This is a genomic window from Bacteroides sp. 1001302B_160321_D4 (genome assembly GCF_015667765.1).
GTDB classification, from domain to species: Bacteria; Bacteroidota; Bacteroidia; order Bacteroidales; family Bacteroidaceae; genus Bacteroides; species Bacteroides xylanisolvens.
In genome coordinates this window covers 64,190-80,771 of record NZ_JADPLO010000018.1, presented here as the reverse complement: position 1 = coordinate 80,771, position 16,582 = coordinate 64,190, and the positions used below count along the sequence as shown (strand labels likewise).

11 protein-coding genes are annotated in these 16,582 nt (G+C 40.6%); 7 read left to right on the top strand and 4 right to left on the bottom strand.

The features are described from left to right. The first annotated feature begins 43 nt into the window (after window positions 1–43). The 3 genes from KFO40_RS09480 to KFO40_RS09470 all read left to right on the top strand — a co-directional run bounded on the left by KFO40_RS09480 (window position 44) and on the right by KFO40_RS09470 (window position 7,327). On the top strand, window positions 44–2,668 hold the full coding sequence (locus KFO40_RS09480; protein WP_004321643.1) for a PL29 family lyase N-terminal domain-containing protein: 2,625 nt from the start codon (window positions 44–46) through the stop codon (window positions 2,666–2,668). A 449-nt stretch (window positions 2,669–3,117) separates the two neighbouring features. Continuing rightward, on the top strand, window positions 3,118–4,056 hold the full coding sequence (locus KFO40_RS09475) for a tyrosine-type recombinase/integrase (RefSeq protein ID WP_004311770.1): 939 nt from the start codon (window positions 3,118–3,120) through the stop codon (window positions 4,054–4,056). A 376-nt stretch (window positions 4,057–4,432) separates the two neighbouring features. Beyond that, window positions 4,433–7,327, top strand: a complete 2,895-nt coding sequence (locus tag KFO40_RS09470; RefSeq protein ID WP_128859259.1) for a MepB protein — start codon at window positions 4,433–4,435, stop codon at window positions 7,325–7,327. Between the two features lie 365 nt (window positions 7,328–7,692). Here the strand turns inward: KFO40_RS09470 and KFO40_RS09465 are convergent, their stop codons facing one another. The 4 genes from KFO40_RS09465 to KFO40_RS09450 all read right to left on the bottom strand — a co-directional run bounded on the left by KFO40_RS09465 (window position 7,693) and on the right by KFO40_RS09450 (window position 11,947). Continuing rightward, complete coding sequence (locus KFO40_RS09465) at window positions 7,693–8,190, bottom strand: GDYXXLXY domain-containing protein (RefSeq protein ID WP_004307158.1); 498 nt, start codon at window positions 8,188–8,190, stop codon at window positions 7,693–7,695. Next, window positions 8,177–9,151, bottom strand: coding sequence for a DUF4401 domain-containing protein (locus tag KFO40_RS09460; protein WP_004301056.1), 975 nt, complete (start codon window positions 9,149–9,151; stop codon window positions 8,177–8,179). Before KFO40_RS09460 ends, KFO40_RS09465 begins: the two co-directional genes overlap by 14 nt. After that, window positions 9,135–10,052, bottom strand: coding sequence for a DUF2157 domain-containing protein (locus tag KFO40_RS09455; RefSeq protein ID WP_032852997.1), 918 nt, complete (start codon window positions 10,050–10,052; stop codon window positions 9,135–9,137). The genes KFO40_RS09460 and KFO40_RS09455 overlap by 17 nt, the downstream gene beginning before the upstream one ends. A 155-nt stretch (window positions 10,053–10,207) precedes the next feature. Continuing rightward, window positions 10,208–11,947, bottom strand: a complete 1,740-nt coding sequence (locus tag KFO40_RS09450; protein ID WP_032843878.1) for a thiamine pyrophosphate-dependent enzyme — start codon at window positions 11,945–11,947, stop codon at window positions 10,208–10,210. 236 nt (window positions 11,948–12,183) lie between these two features. Here KFO40_RS09450 and KFO40_RS09445 point away from each other — a divergent pair, with 236 nt between their 5' ends. From KFO40_RS09445 to KFO40_RS09430, 4 genes are all read left to right on the top strand, one after another. After that, entirely contained in the window at window positions 12,184–12,402 is a 219-nt protein-coding gene (locus KFO40_RS09445) for a winged helix-turn-helix domain-containing protein (protein ID WP_004301053.1), read from the top strand. Between the two features lie 172 nt (window positions 12,403–12,574). After that, window positions 12,575–13,588, top strand: a complete 1,014-nt coding sequence (locus tag KFO40_RS09440; protein ID WP_117683556.1) for a threonine aldolase family protein — start codon at window positions 12,575–12,577, stop codon at window positions 13,586–13,588. A gap of 89 nt (window positions 13,589–13,677) precedes the next feature. Then, window positions 13,678–14,877 (top strand): BamA/TamA family outer membrane protein, encoded by a 1,200-nt coding sequence (locus KFO40_RS09435; RefSeq protein WP_004301038.1) that lies wholly within the window; start codon window positions 13,678–13,680, stop codon window positions 14,875–14,877. Continuing rightward, window positions 14,864–16,567, top strand: coding sequence for a phosphoethanolamine transferase (locus KFO40_RS09430; protein WP_008644785.1), 1,704 nt, complete (start codon window positions 14,864–14,866; stop codon window positions 16,565–16,567). Before KFO40_RS09435 ends, KFO40_RS09430 begins: the two co-directional genes overlap by 14 nt. Window positions 16,568–16,582 lie beyond the last annotated feature (15 nt).

The following is a 16,582-nucleotide window of genomic DNA, read 5'->3' as shown; positions in this document are numbered from 1 at the left end:
TTAGTGTTTAATAATATATTATTAATGTAATTTTTAAGTAGTTATGAAAAGAAAATTTGTAAAAGTGATGTTCTTCGGGGCGCTGGCACTTTCTACTGTCACCTATGTAGGCTGTAAAGACTACGATGATGACATCGACAATCTGCAAACACAGATTGACGCAAACAAAGCTAGTATAGCCGAGTTGCAGAATTTTGTGAAAGAAGGTAAATGGGTTACCAATGTTGAACAAATTACCGATGGATTTAAGATAACTTTTAATGATAATAAAAGTTATTCTATTACAAGCGGTAAGGATGCTACACCAACGACTATTAAGATTGATCCGGTAACAAAGAACTGGATTGTCAATGATAATGATCTTGGTATTTGTGCAGAAGGAAAGAAAGGTGCTGATGGCAAACCGGGCGCTGCAGGATCTCCGGGTGGTAAAGGAGAAGACGGATATGCACCTCAAATTTCAGAAAATGGATTCTGGATGGTTTGGGATGCTGAAACTAAAAAACCTGTAGAGACAAAAATTAAAGCTGCTACTGATATTTATGTAGCTGCTGATGCTAGTAATCCATTGGTTTGGATATTGAATATTTTCAATAAGGAGACTAAAGAATGGGAAACGGTTTCTATGCCGAAATCGGCTCGTATCACTAGTATGAGTGTGCTTGGTATAAAAGGCGATGGTTCTGTTGATGTTGGTTCTACAGAGGCTGAAACTACTTTATATTATAGCATAGCTGGCAAAGATATTGTGTTTAATGGAAACAAAACTTTCAAGAAGAAAGGGGATTTGCTTGTTGCTAGAGGTGGCAGCAAGATTCATGCATTGATTAATCCTGTAAACTTGAAAGCAGCAGATATTCAAGCTTATGAAATAGGCTTGACGGACTCTAAGGGTAATACTAATTTTGCTGTTGCAAATATAGCAGATAATTTTAGTATAGATGCTTTGACTCGTGCAGCGGATCCGGAAAAAGAGCCTACAGCAAATAAAGGTGTATACGATTTGACTCTGAAGTTTGTAGACGGATTGACTAAGGACGAATTGACAGCTTTGGAAAGTGCTGAAACTGCTTATGCGCTTACAACAAAAGATGCATGGGGTAATGAAATCATTTCCCAGTATGGTGTGAAAATTAAGGCTAGCAGCCAAAATATACCGGATGTTAATTTTACTGCTCCTGAACCTATGCCTTACCAAACTACCTATAATTTGGATGAATTGTTTGGTAGTGAATTGGATAAGGTGGTAGCTTATTATTATGAGGTAACTGATGAAGAAGCTAAAAAAGCTGATGCAAAATTTGATAAAGAGAAGAATACAATTCTAGCAAATAAGGAGGGTCAGGTGAAAGTTAAGATTCACTGTCTTCTTGTTGATGGAAGTACTCAAGATCCTGAAGTTGAATTGACGTTTACTTATGTGTCTAAGAAAGCTGAAATCAAAGATATGACTTGGGTCGTAGATGCTAGCAATAAGACAGCTACTTCTGAAATAGTAGGTCCTTCAGTAGATGAGATTAAAGGACAAATTAAACTGTCAGACCCAATAGTTGCGACTATTGCTTATACTGATGATAAGGCAATGATCAATGGAAAGGTGGTTCAGTCTTATATGGATGGTAGTATTCAGTTAAAATTGGTAGGTCTGGATAAAGACGGAAAGCCTGTATCAGGAACAAGTGAAGCTGATATAGCTAAAATTACTAAATTTGTAATCCAAGCTACATTTGACGAAGAAAATGTGGCTGCCGTATCTCATACTGCTACAGTTAAATTCAAAAATAAGGATTCCCAAGCAGGTTTGGGTAATGACTTTTTGTATGAAACTACATTCAAGATTACTGTAGATCAGCAGAATGATAAATTGTTCACATTTAAACGTGCAACTGCTTACTTTGATGGTGATAATGCCAAGGCTTATGGTACAGTACCGACTACTGCAGTTCTTGCTGCTACTGCTGATACAAAGATTGGCTTCGATCTTTACACCCTATATAAAGAAGGTTCTATATCAGCGGATAAACAGAATACTATTACATTCACTGAAGAGAAACCTTCTAGAGTGGTAAGTGGTAAAAAGCAGTTTGCTCCTGCATGGTTGGATGAGACTCTCCCACAACCAACAAAGAATTCAAAAATTAAAGTTTTCCCTTATGTTTCTAAGCCAGCAACTGATGAAAATTGGGGTGGTGCTTATACTGGTCGTTATATTACTGTGTCTTATGCACCATTCGGAAATTCTCGTTTGAAAGCTATTACTGATAGATTCAATTTGACAATACTATCAGAAATCTTTGAAGGTACTTTCGAATATACCAAAGAAGTAGATAAGAAAATTATAGGAACAGAAGCAAATCCGTTCATAATCGAAGGAAATACTGTAGAAATATCAGCTAAAGATTTCAAGAGAATAGATGCTCGTGGTAATTCCTATGAATTCAGCGATAACAGAATAGAGTCTGTTTCAGTTGTATTAGCAGATGATGACGCTACAACTTATTTGGCGAAGAACGATGGTAATCTTACTGATGATCCAAAGAAAGTTGTTATATCTAAGAAGGAGGGTGCCGTAATCCTAACTCCTCCTACTTGTAAAGTAAATGTTAATATTCTTGATAAGTGGGGCAGAACTAAATCTGTATCAATCTACGTAAAAGTAAATAAGTAATCAGGATTAAAGGATTTGTAATTGAGGGCATCCTAATTCTTCTTAGACTTAAGATGCCTTCTCTTTACAAGTTGTAATATAGGATAATAAATCCTTTAAAAAGAAATATGCTAAGAGATAGACTGAAAATTATGCTTGTGAAAGTATGTTTTCTCAAATGTTTGTCTCTTGGAAGGGATACCTCCCTTATTTCCCACAGGTATCCCTTTTTTTTGTCTCATTACATCTTCTTATTTGCACTAGAACCAATTTGCTAGTCCCTTATTTCCCTATAGATTAAGGAGATGTTTTGAGAGTATAGAAAGCCCGGGCTTGTGAAAGTCCGGGCTTTTCGTGCTCTTTTGTCTTTGGAACATCTTAGCTATTTCCTTTGTTTGTTCATGCGGGGTATTTCCATTGATGGGATAATACTCGTATATTTATCGTCTAAATTATTAATAAATTATGAGATGTTGAAAGTACTAGCATTTATGAAGCAGGTAGCCACTGGGTTACAGATGGAGGGAAACTTTGGGACTGCACATGTCTATCGTAGTAGTCTGAATGCCATCATTGCTTATCGTGGGAAAAATGATTTTGTTTTTAGTGAAGTGACTTCGGAGTGGTTGAAAGGGTTCGAAGTATATCTTCGCAGTCGTGGATGTAGTTGGAACACCGTTTCCACCTATTTACGGACCTTTCGTGCGGTTTACAATCGTGCGGTCGATCTTCAGAAGGCTCCTTATGTTCCTCATTTATTTCGTTCTGTTTATACCGGAACGCGGGCTGACCATAAACGTGCGTTGGGTGATGACGATATGAAGAAGGTGTTTACTAAATTATCTCGTGCATCGGGTGTACCATTAGCGGTATATCAGGCGCAGGAGCTATTCATCCTGATGTTTTCGCTTCGTGGTATGCCGTTTGTCGATCTTGCTTATTTGCGTAAGAGTGATTTGCGCGGTAATGTAATAACGTATCGCAGACGTAAAACCGGGCGACCATTGTCGGTGACATTGACTCCGGAAGCAATGGCTTTGGTAAAGAAATACATGAATCGTGATTCTTCTTCTCCTTATTTATTTCCATTGTTGAGAAGTCGGGAAGGAACTAAAGAAGCCTATCGCGAATATCAGCTTGCATTACGTAGTTTTAACCAACAGCTGATGTTATTGGGTGAATTGCTCGGATTGGGAGATAAACTTAGTTCATACACTGCCCGTCATACCTGGGCTACGACGGCTTATTATTGTGAAATCCATCCGGGTATTATTTCCGAAGCGATGGGACATTCGTCTATCACCGTCACTGAAACTTATCTGAAGCCTTTCAGGAATAAGAAAATTGATGAAGCAAATAAGCAAGTTCTCGATTTTGTAAAGCGTTCAGTGACAGGTGTAAGTGCTTGAAAATTATTCTGTTACTCTGTAGGTAACGGGAATGAATATCGGTGCAAATATGAGCATATTTCTTAAAACAACCAAACGAAATCACACATTTTTTCTAATAAAGCATTCAAAAGTAGAACTAGGACAAATAAAACACGCGGATTCTTTGTATTAGGGCTTTGTTAACTTCTAAATTTTGCAAAAGATTTCCTTCCCCTCTACTGCCTTTCAGAAGCAGGGGTAAAAAAATTTCATCACATTTGGTATCATTTTTCAGTATCGACTACTCCAGAAGAGCAGGCACAAAGGTTTCTCTGTTACCTACAGAGTAACGGGTTGTGCTATTATTGAAACTTAGTGTTTAATAATATATTATTAATGTAATTTTTAAGTAGTTATGAAAAGAAAATTTGTAAAAGTGATGTTCTTCGGGGCGTTGGCGCTTTCTACTGTCACCTATGTAGGTTGTAAGGACTATGATGATGACATAAAAAGTGTACAGGAACAAATTGACCAGATCAAGTCAAACAATCCTGTAAGCGTGGGAGACATGCAAACTGCCATTAATGTGGCTAAAAGTGCTTTGGAAAGTCAGTTGGCTGATTTAAAGACAAAATTGGAGAATAAGGATTCTCAAATTAAAGATTTGGGTCTGAAAATTACTGATTTGGAGGACAAATTGTCAAAGACTGCTGATAAGGCAACGGTCGACCAGCTGACAAAAGACTTGGCAACAGCTAAGAATGATTTAGAAGCACTGAAGAAACTTCAAAAGTCTGATATTGATGGTTTGACAGCAAGAATTGTAAAGCTGGAAGCCCTTAAAGAGGAATTGGATGGTTTAAAAGTCAATTTCGCTACAAAAGAAGAGCTGAAGAACTACGTTGAATCTGCAAAACTGTCAGGACTTATCAGTGATGAAATTGCCACAGCTTTGGGAGAAGATGGGGAGATTGCCGCTGCAATAAATGATGCTATTCAAACAAAGGTTCTTGCAGACTTTGGCAGTATGAAGGAAGTTGCTGCTCTTGCCGGAGAGGATGCAACTGTAGCAGATGTTATTAAAGAATTGTATGCTGCTATTAATGCTGATAAAACTGGTATCCTTGCTAAACTGACTGCGCTGGAAGACTATCAAACAGCATTGGAAGATAAAGCGGTAGAAAATGGTTTCGAGAGTGTAGAAGCCGTTATTGCAGAGGTGAAATCTCTTAAAACGACTCTTTCCGGTCTTTATGCAAGCGCAGAATTCAGTGAAAAAGTCAAGGCGATTGTTTCAGCAGAACTGACGACTGTAAATAGCCGTATAGATACGTTAGAAGATGACCTTGCAAAACTGGGTGTTGCTATTAAAGGTATGATTCAGAGTGTAGTATATATTCCTACAAGCATAGATCGTAGCGTAGATTTCTATACTTTGTATGCTAAGAAAACTTCAACCTCATCTTCTTATGTTGTTGCAGCGAAGAGTGCAGATGCAAAAGAATTGCAATTCCGTATTTCTCCGGCTTCTGCTGCTATGACATTGGAGGATTTCAATAAAAACTACGAAATCAAGTTAAATGCTGAAGAACGTAACTGGACTCGTGCTGCTGAACCGTTTGCCGTAGAAGTGAAGAACTGTGAAGCTGGTGTTCTTACAGTATCATTAACAACTTCAAGCGAAAAGAGCCATGCGATATCTTTGAATATTGTAAGTACAAAAGATGCGGAAGGTAAAGAAGGATTGACTCCGACAAATGTTAATTCTGATTATATCGCAGTGATACAGTCTAGTTATTATCTGAAGACTGCTTATTATGAGGTAGCAACAGAGAAAGCAGGCGAGATTATCTATGATGCTCCCCAACCGGTTGATTATTCAGGAGTTGGAACTTTGACGGTTTCATATACAACAACTGCAAGTGGAAGCACAGCATTTACAAAAACATTAGAAGAACTGAATGTAGAGAATATCTTTGCGACGACTTATAGCTTGACTGGAACAGATGCAAATCTATTTGAAGTTTCTACTGCAGGTAGCGTTAGTCTAAAAACATCCGGTCTGATTGCTTCTTTGGATAAAACTGCTAATGTTATGGCTAAAGTAACGGCTCCAGGTTTCTATTTGGAAACTAGTTCTGATAATCCTAAAAAGTTAGGAACTGTAAAAGTAACACGTACTATTGATGAACTTACACATGCGTATGCTTTGGTAGAACGTGACTGGACTAATGAAACAGCAGTTGCTGCAGAGGAGAGAGTAGTTCTAAATGTTGCTGACATTTATAACGATCCGGCTGTGAATATCCGCCCATCAGCTTATGAAAGTTTGAGTTTGGTTGAACTTCTTCCTACAATAGGTATACGCTTAGAAAATGGTGCAAATAATGCCTTGACTTTAATCATTCCTAAAAATACAGCTGCTGGTGATTATACCGCAACAGCTAAGTTCGAAGGAGATGGCTATACGCTTGTTGTAAATGTTCCAGTTAAGATTAAGCCTATCACTTTGGCTAAATTGGCTAGAGTGTCGGAAATGTGGTCTTCAGATCAAACTCGTACAGGCTTTACTCCGACAAAAGATTCTGAGACAGCGGCTACTGCTATTACTTCCGAATTTAAGCTTGCTACTATATTCTCCAACTTTGATGCTGTTAAAGCTGCTGTTTTGGCTAAAGGTGGTACTTTCGTAATTACTACTAACATTACGGAAAATAGCATTGCTGGCGTTAGCTATGATGAAAACGAGGCTAAGTTTACGTTTGATAAAGATCTCTATACTGGTAAGATGACTGTTGGTGGTAAGACTGTACCTGCTGTAGTTAAGTTTACTATTAAAGCTAGCTATAATGGTAAAGTTGAGGATACGATTGAAGGTATTGTTGAAGTGAAAGATATTAGTGGAACTTGGGTTGCTCCGACTGCAACGACTCTTTCTTTATCTGATAAGTCTGTAGAATATAATGTTTCAACAGGTTTTGCTTGGAATGATTTGGCAGGTAAGACTATGTGGAAGGATGGTGCTGTGGTAGCAGGAACAGGAAGCAATGGATTTGCAAATTCAGTTACTAATCCTCTTGATATCTATGGTCTGGCAGCTCCTGTTTTTGAATTCAAAGAAGCAGCTGCGTCAACTTATCTGTCTCTTGATGATGCTACAGGAAAGGTGACCTTTACAGCAGAAGGTAAATCTCACCATTTCTACGAAGCTGTAACTTATACTGTAGAAGTAAAAGCTACATCTAAGTGGGGTACAATTAAGAATTATGAAGGAAAGAATACAATTACAGTAACTATTCCGGCAGAATAAGAAGAAAAATTGGAGAGTTGCTTCAAACCTCTTAATGCTTTATATAAGCAAAGGATTGTATTACAGTTGAAACTACTCCAAATTCAGAATAATAAAACCCTTCTTCACCTTGTGTGAAGAATACGCCGAGAAGAAACAGAGTGAAGGATTTGGCTTGTGAAAGTCAATCCTTCCAATTCTGTTCTTCTTATAGAAAGGGATACCTCCCTTATTTCCCACAGGTATCCCTTTTTTTTATTTCATAACATCTCCTTATTTGCACTAGAAACCAATTTGCTAGTCCCTTATTTCCCTATAGATTAAGGAGATGTTTTGAGAATATAGAAAGCCCGGGCTTGCGAAAGTACGGGCTTTTTCATTATTATTTATTTATCGGATTGAATATAATGGAAGTTCTCGTCATACAGTCCTACGAGCAGGCTTTGGCCTTTACCATCCACTTTCAGCCCGCCATATACGGCTTTTTGATAAAGAGTATCTTGTCCCTCTTCAAAGAAGAAAGACTCGGCACCGAGGAAGATCCGGTGACGTACTATTTTATATTTGATGACTAGCTCATTGTCGTTTACAGGCTCTAAAGCGTTTTGCAGCCGCACTATTTTTCCTACTTGATTACTGTCAATTTGAAGTATGGCATAACCGCGTATGGCAGTTTGTTGGTCTAGCAGATCTGATGAAGCTTCTTTGTAGCTAAGCCTCATATAGTCTCCTTGCATAAGAGAGCGGGGATCGACGGGAGCTAGCTGTAACAAAATCAACTGTCCGTCTTTCAAAGTTTGCTCTTTTTTATAAACCGACCAGTTGAAATATCCCAGTAGCAGTATCAGGTTTGCAATAATCAATATTCGGCTATACTTTTTCATGTCTTGTTCTTTTTTGAGTGAAGAAATACCAGGCTGTAATACATGCAATTCCGATGAAGAAAAGTGTCATGGATTTGGTGAGCAGGCTTAAATTCAGATCATAATAGTATTTGGAAACGGCATAGATAAAAAGAAGAAGCGAGGCAGCACACTCCGCTTTGTAGCCATAATGGAAACATATTAGAATCAGCAACAAACTGCCGGATAAATAAGGAGCAAACACGGTAGGCAGACAGATAACAATACAAAGAATATAGATACCAATCTGGTTCACCGGATGATCCACTTTCATGACCTGCATGATTCGTTGAACCATTATAAGAATACCGATCCATATACAAACAGACAGTATGCAGGATACAAGCCAGCTATTTGTTTCTGATATCAGATAATTGATTGATAATCCTCCCAGTGAGACGATACCGGATATGAATAATCCGAAATGAAATGGTTTGTATTTGGAAAAGTAATTCTCTGTTCCTATACATTCAAACAACTTAGTTTCAAAGATGTTGGCAAATAAAAATAGTGCAAGGATAGGAACTACAGCTATTTGCAAGGGATAAAACGAAGAAAAGACATGGGCGGCTTCTCCGAAGAAAGATATATTAAACAGAATGACTGAAAGAAAGGGGAGGATAAACCCTCTTGATAACAAGAATGTGAGAATACTGATTCCCATAAGTGTAGTGAAGAGGATATTAATGCTGGCATTTATACCAAAACCAATCAATACACACCCGGCTATGTATAAAGTGATGTTCATTGCATCCAGAAAAGACCGAATCACCATGCGGCTGATTGTTAGGGTAGTGAGAATTAATATACTTCCTACAATCAGGCAAGAAATATCGGAGCGGAGGATTCTGGCAAGTGCCAGAAATCCCAGAAAGAAAATAGCCGTCAGGATTCCTCCGATAATAGATACGGCTTGAATGGTGAGGTTATGCTTCTGTGCCATACCATTGCTTTTTTAGATGAAGAATGATGTAAATGAGTAAAGTTGTTCCGGTGATGACAATAACCCCTCCGTAGAAGAATATCTGAACATCCCTAAGACCGCTTTGTGATATGAATGTAGTCAATAGAATCATTAACGCAGCAAACGGAATGATAGCCAGATAGAACAGGCTTTTTACTTTCCATCCATACCAAAGTCCCGCAGAGAATAAAAGGAGGGTGCTTATGAGAGGAACAGACAATATGGCATTCTCTTCGCAGATTGCCATCATTAACAGAAAACTGGTATGTATAATAGTAGCCAGTGAAAGAAGACTGACAAACCAGCGATTGTTTCTGTCCAAATGACCTTTTACACTCATCCATTCCGTGATGATCGTTGTTAAGGCACATATCCAGGTTACTGCATTGGCCAGCAAAGTCATTTCCCAGGAGTTGGCACTGGCAATCTGTATATTGTACAACCATATCGTAGTACAAAGTAATCCGATGAACGTCAGCCATAACGGAGCGAAACGGATAGCAACCGCCCAGAGAATAGTGAAGAGAGTCCATCCCAGGAAAAGATCGTAAGCATCGGCTCCCGTTTGGTAGATTTGTCCGAAGACAGCGAAAAGCGTGCCTATCAGGAATGTAGCTTCGGTCAGGAGAATTTGTTTGACGAGCTTATTCCAATGCGTGAATGTAGCGAGCAGGACAGAAGCTACTAATAACACTTCTACTATTCCTAACTTTGCAAATTTGGGTAATTCCTCCCAGTTGTAGGCAAAGAAGAAGATAATTCCTGCCACTGTAAAACCAACGCCCACTGCCAATAAAAAAATAGAAAGGAATTGATTCCATTGTTTTTTATCTGCGTACAGCGCTTGTCGGGATAAAGGCGAAGAGTCGGTCTTTTCCATGTGTTTTTGCTTTTTGATGATTACAAACATAAGAAAATAAAATGATTATCACCTCAAGATAGACTATAAAAAGGTATGACTTACCTTATTGAAATTGACAATAATAGTAGGTCATACCTTGAGAGAGGTTATGAAAATATTCAAAATAGAATAACTTAAAATACCTCCCGTATATGCTTAAAGTTAGAATTGATCGTATCAATTACTTCTTGTGAACGACCGTTGATTAACAACTTATACATTGATTGTGCAAAGCCCACCATTTGACCGAATTCAATTTTGGGAGGCATGGCCAGTGCGTTCGGATCAGTCATGATATTAACAAGTACCGGACCGTCCAACTCAAATGCATTCAGTAAGGTAGTCAACACTTCTTCCGGATCACTGACATTAAATCCGGTCATTCCCATTGCTTCGGCCACTTGAGCAAAGTCTGGATTCAACATATTTGTCTGCCAGTCCGGCAATCCGTCCACTTCCATTTCCAACTTCACCATTCCCAATGAACGGTTGTTGAATACGATAATTTTAATTGGTAACTTATATTGTACAACGGTTTCCAAGTCTCCTAAAGTCATAGACAAGCCACCATCTCCGCAAAGCGCCACTACCTGGCGATCCGGATAAGCTAGTGCGGCACCGATGGCTTGCGGCAAAGCATTTGCCATAGAACCATGATTGAAAGAACCCAGCATGTGGCGTTTGCCTGTCGCTTGCAGATAACGTGCTCCCCACACACAAGTCATTCCCGTATCTACTGTGAACACAGCATCGTCCGAACTTAGTTTGTCTATTTCGGACATCACATATTCGGGATGAATCTTATTTACGTCGCCTTTATCTTCCGTGTAAGCAGCCAGATCCTTCTTTACGCCTTCATATCTTTTGAGTTGTTTCAACAGGAACGAATCATCTGTCTTCGGATTCAGCATACGCAATAGACTTTGGATGCTCAGTTTAACATCACCGCAAAGTCCGATATCCACCTTTGCACGACGTCCCAGACGTTCGGGCTTTATATCAATCTGTGCTATCTTGATGTCATCCGGCAGGAAAGCGGAATAAGGAAAGTCTGTGCCGAGCATGAGAAGCACTTCGGCTTCATGCATACTGTAATAGCCTGACGGCATTCCCAACAATCCGGTCATACCCACTTCATACGGATTTTCATATTGCACCTCCATCTTTCCTTTGAAAGTATATACCACCGGAGCATTCAGCTTCTCGGAAAGCGCGATCACTTCCTCGTGAGCTCCCCGGCAACCGATGCCGCAGAAAAGAGTGATACGTGTATGTTTGTTTAACATGTCAGCTAATTGAGCCAGATCTTCTTCCGACGGACAAACTTCCGGTGGGGCAGGATAGTTGATAACCGACGAGTCGACAGCAACGGCAGAAGCCTTTGCCAAGTCACCCGGAAGCCCGATAACGGACACCCCTTTGCGGGTGACAGCCGTTTGTATGGCCGACTGGAGCATACGTGGAAATTGTGTGGGAGTAGTGGCTACTTCATTATAATAACTGCAATCGTTAAAAAGTTTGATGGTATTCGTCTCCTGAAAATATTCCGTACCGAACTCTCCGGTGGGAATTGTAGAGGCGATGGCGATTACCGGTGCGCCGGACCGGTGTGCGTCATACAAGCCGTTAATCAGATGAACATGTCCCGGCCCGCTACTTCCCGCGCAGCATCCCGGGCGACCGGTCAGTTGTGCTTCTGCCGCAGCGGCATACGCCCCTGTTTCTTCGTGGCGCACATGTATCCATTTTATTTGATCGTTTTTTCTGACTGCTTCGTTTACTTCATTCAGACTGTCGCCTGTTACGGCGTAGATGCGTTCAACTCCGGATTTTACCAGAGTATCTATCAACTGTTCTGCTATTTTTTTTGCCATAGCTGTAATTGGTTTAGGATTGATTTTTATGTAATAACAGATGGCTGCAAAGAAAAGTTCTGATTTAACATATGCTAATAACGCCTTTGTGTCGGGACACATCACCACTTTTATGTTAAAATTAATTCTGTAACAACTTTTTAGTAAAGATGTATAAACAATTGCAATATCCTTTTGTTATCTTTATAGGCGAAATCTTAACCTAATGTATTAAACCTCTTAATTACTCTAGAAAAATGAACAGAAATGAAATCGGTGTGAATGCCGGTAAGGTTTGGCAACTGCTTAGTAATAATGAGAAGTGGAGCTATGGACTTTTGAAGAGAAAATCCGGGCTGAAAGATAAAGAGCTGGGTGCCGCTTTGGGGTGGTTGTCAAGAGAGAGCAAAATAGAGTTCGATCAGTGCGATGAAGAGCTTTATGTATATCTCTGTGTGAATGTTTATATTGGCTGAAAGAGTTTGACGCTTTAACGAGAACAGAAGAATCTCCAGAGGAATGACAGCATAGTCAGCACTTCGGAGATTCTTGTTTTTTTATCCTTTTTCTGCTTTATGTTTCTTCCTTTCAATGGATTTCCGGAAATAATTCTGTTACTTTGCATCACGAATTAAAATGTAAGAAACAATGAGAAGTTTTGCCTCCGACAATAATTCCGGTGTGCATCCGTTGGTAATGGAAGCATTGAACCGGGCTAATATAGACCATTCTTTAGGATATGGCGATGATAAATGGACAGAAGAAGCCGTAGCGAAGATAAAGGAAACCTTTACGCCCAACTGTGTCCCCTTGTTTGTATTTAACGGAACAGGTAGCAACGTGGTAGCATTGCAGCTGATGACCCGTCCGTATCATTCCATCTTTTGTGCGGAAACGGCTCATATCTATGTAGATGAATGCGGCTCTCCTGTGAAAATGACAGGTTGTCAGATTTGTCCGATTGCTACTCCCGACGGTAAGCTTACCCCGGAATTGATGCAACCCTATCTGCATGGTTTCGGCGATCAGCACCATTCGCAACCCAGAGCTCTCTATATTTCCCAATGTACCGAACTTGGCACCATCTATACTCCCGAAGAGTTAAAACGTCTGACTGACTTTGCCCATCTGAATGGTATGTATGTACACATGGACGGAGCCAGAATAGCCAATGCCTGTGCCGCTTTGAATCTTTCCTTAAAGGAACTGACAGTAGACTGCGGAGTCGATATTCTTAGTTTTGGCGGAACGAAGAACGGACTGATGATGGGAGAGTGCGTGATTGTATTTAATAAAGACCTGCAACCGGAAGCCCGCTTCATCCGTAAGCAATCCGCCCAGCTCGCTTCGAAGATGCGTTACCTCTCTTGCCAGTTTACGGCATACCTCACAGATAACCTCTGGCTGAAGAATGCCAACCATGCCAATGCAATGGCTGCCAAACTTTACACTGAATTGAAGAAACTGCCCGAAGTAACTTTCACTCAAAAAGCCGAAAGTAACCAGTTATTCCTCACCATGCCCCGCCCGGTTATCGACCGCATGCTGGAGTCTTATTTCTTTTATTTCTGGAACGAAGAGAGGAATGAAATCCGTCTGGTAACTTCTTTTGATACGACAGAAGAAGATGTAGACGAGTTTATAAGACTTTTAAAACGTTAAAAAGGAAATCCGGAACAACAAAAGCGCCTGAATATCTGTTTTTATAGGAAGTTTGAAACTAACTTTGTCCGCAAAGTTTTCTACTTCTTATGATTATGAATACTAGACAGAACAGGCTAATCATATTCGCGCTTTTGTTGTTGACACAAACCCCGTTGGGCGCACAGCTGCATTCTACTAAAATTGAACTGCCGGAGGATTCTATATCTGCAACCATGGAAGATTCCATTCCGGCAAAGCGCAGTTTCTTTAAAAAGTTTCTTGATTACTTCAATGACGCCAATAAGGAAAAAAAGAATAAAAAGTTTGATTTCAGTGTGATAGGCGGCCCACATTATTCCAGTGACACCAAGTTCGGACTCGGACTGGTGGCAGCCGGACTATATCGAACCGATCGGATTGATACGCTTCTTCCTCCCTCCAATGTCTCTCTTTACGGAGATGTGTCGACTGTCGGCTTCTATCTGTTGGGAGTCCGCGGAAATCATCTGTTTCCAAAAGATAAATACCGCTTGAATTACAATCTCTATTTCTATTCTTTTCCCAGTCTGTATTGGGGACGGGGATATGACAATGGAGCGAACTCTGATAACGAAAGCGATTATAAACGTTTTCAGGCACAGGTGAAAGTCGATTTTATGTTTCGGCTGGCAAAGAACTTCTACATCGGCCCGATGGCCGTATTCGATTATATCGACGGACGGAACTTTGAGAAACCGGAACTATGGGAAGGAATGGCCGCGCGAACCACTAATACCAGCCTGGGACTTTCCCTCCTTTACGATTCACGTGATTTCCTGACAAATGCATATCATGGCTATTATTTGCGGATAGACCAGCGGTTCAGTCCGGCTTTTCTCGGCAATAAATATGCGTTTAGCAGTACAGAACTGACTACCAGTTATTATCAGCCGGTATGGAAAGGTGGAGTGCTGGCAGGGCAATTCCACACATTGCTTACCTATGGCGATACCCCTTGGGGATTGATGGCAACATTGGGAAGTTCTTACTCCATGCGCGGATATTACGAAGGACGCTATCGGGACAAGGGAGCAATGGACGCGCAAATAGAACTCCGGCAACACGTCTGGAAACGGAATGGAGTAGCTGTATGGGTAGGAGCGGGAACGATTTTTCCACGACTTTCCGAGTTCACCCCGAAACACATTCTGCCTAATTATGGCTTCGGGTATCGTTGGGAATTTAAGAAGAGAGTAAATGTACGTTTGGATTTAGGGTTTGGCAAACACCAGACCGGATTTATTTTTAACATCAATGAAGCTTTTTAAAAATATAAAGAATTGGTTGGAAAATCAGGAACATCTGTTTTATCTGTTCCTGTTTATCTTGATAGTACCTAATATGGTACTCTGTTTTACAGAACCTTTACCATTTATGGCAAAAGTCGCCAATGTGTTGTTACCTTTCGGTTGCTATTACCTGTTGATGACTTTGTCGAGGAATTGCGGCAAGATGCTGTGGATTTTATTCCTGTTCCTGTTCTTCGGAGCCTTTCAGATCGTGTTGCTTTATTTATTCGGCCAGTCCATTATCGCTGTCGATATGTTTCTGAATCTGGTCACCACCAATTCGAGTGAGGCATTGGAACTGCTCGATAATCTCACACCTGCCATTATTGCTGTAATCATACTCTATGTACCTGCCCTGATATTAGGGACGATTTCAATTATACGTAAACGGAAACTTACGGTAGAGTTCATTCGCAGGGAACGGAAGAGAGCCTTCCTGGTCTTTGGAATCTCCCTCCTTAGTCTTGTCGGAGCCTATGTGCAGGATTCGGGATATGAGTTGAAATCTGATTTATACCCGCTAAACGTATGCTACAACGTAGGTCTTGCCTTTCAAAGAACAGCTCTGACACAGGATTACCACCGTACATCCAAAGACTTTACTTTCCATGCCCGGCCTACTCATCCGGAGGGAAAACGGGAAGTATATGTAATGGTCATAGGAGAAACCTCTCGTGCCCTAAACTGGCAATTGTATGGTTACGAACGTGAAACGAACCCGCTCTTATCCCGGCAAACGGGTCTGATTGCTTTCCCAAAAGTGTTGACAGAGTCGAATACGACACATAAAAGTGTCCCCATGCTGATGTCGGGTGCTACTGCCTGCAACTACGACTCTATCTACCATCAAAAAGGAATCATCACCGCTTTCAAAGAGGCAGGATTCCGGACGGCTTTTTTCTCCAACCAACGTTACAACCATTCATTTATCGACTTCTTCGGAATGGAAGCCGATACGTATGATTTTATAAAAGAAGATTCGGTCAGTTCTACCTATAATCCTTCTGACGACGAACTTCTGAAATTGGTGGAGGAGGAACTGGCGAAAGGTGCAACGAAACAATTCATCGTACTTCACACCTACGGTTCCCACTTTAACTATCGCGAACGTTACCCGTCGGAAGATGCTTTCTTTACGCCCGATTATCCGATGGAAGCAGAGAGAAAATACCGGGATAACCTGGTGAATGCCTATGACAACTCTATTCGTTACACGGATGATTTTCTGTCACGACTTATCCGTATGTTGGAAAAACAGCAGGTAGATGCCGCCATGCTCTACACTTCCGATCATGGAGAGGACATTTTCGACGATTCCCGTCATCTGTTCCTCCACGCTTCTCCCGTACCTTCTTATTATCAGCTTCATGTGCCATTCCTGATTTGGATGTCCGATGACTACCGCGAAACGTATCCCGAACGTTGGAATACCGCTATTGAAAATAAGGATAAGAATGTTTCTTCCAGCAGCTCTTTCTTCCCGACCATGCTGTCTTTAGGCGGAATAGAAACTCCTTACCGGGATGATTCTCAGGCTGTGACGGCTTCGTACTACGTCCTGAAACCGAGGGTTTATCTGAACGATCACAATGATCCCCGTCCGTTGGATGATTTGGGCATGAAGAAGCAAGACTTCCAGATGCTGGAAAAGAGGAATATCAAGTATTAAGTATTAGGTATTAAT

Coding starts and splice junctions, on each gene's coding strand:
- KFO40_RS09480 (WP_004321643.1), top strand. CDS start 44: ATGAAAAGAAAATTTGTAAAAGTGATGTTCTTCGGGGCGCTGGCACTT.
- KFO40_RS09475 (WP_004311770.1), top strand. CDS start 3,118: ATGTTGAAAGTACTAGCATTTATGAAGCAGGTAGCCACTGGGTTACAG.
- KFO40_RS09470 (WP_128859259.1), top strand. CDS start 4,433: ATGAAAAGAAAATTTGTAAAAGTGATGTTCTTCGGGGCGTTGGCGCTT.
- KFO40_RS09465 (WP_004307158.1), bottom strand. CDS start 8,190: ATGAAAAAGTATAGCCGAATATTGATTATTGCAAACCTGATACTGCTA.
- KFO40_RS09460 (WP_004301056.1), bottom strand. CDS start 9,151: ATGGCACAGAAGCATAACCTCACCATTCAAGCCGTATCTATTATCGGA.
- KFO40_RS09455 (WP_032852997.1), bottom strand. CDS start 10,052: ATGGAAAAGACCGACTCTTCGCCTTTATCCCGACAAGCGCTGTACGCA.
- KFO40_RS09450 (WP_032843878.1), bottom strand. CDS start 11,947: ATGGCAAAAAAAATAGCAGAACAGTTGATAGATACTCTGGTAAAATCC.
- KFO40_RS09445 (WP_004301053.1), top strand. CDS start 12,184: ATGAACAGAAATGAAATCGGTGTGAATGCCGGTAAGGTTTGGCAACTG.
- KFO40_RS09440 (WP_117683556.1), top strand. CDS start 12,575: ATGAGAAGTTTTGCCTCCGACAATAATTCCGGTGTGCATCCGTTGGTA.
- KFO40_RS09435 (WP_004301038.1), top strand. CDS start 13,678: ATGATTATGAATACTAGACAGAACAGGCTAATCATATTCGCGCTTTTG.
- KFO40_RS09430 (WP_008644785.1), top strand. CDS start 14,864: ATGAAGCTTTTTAAAAATATAAAGAATTGGTTGGAAAATCAGGAACAT.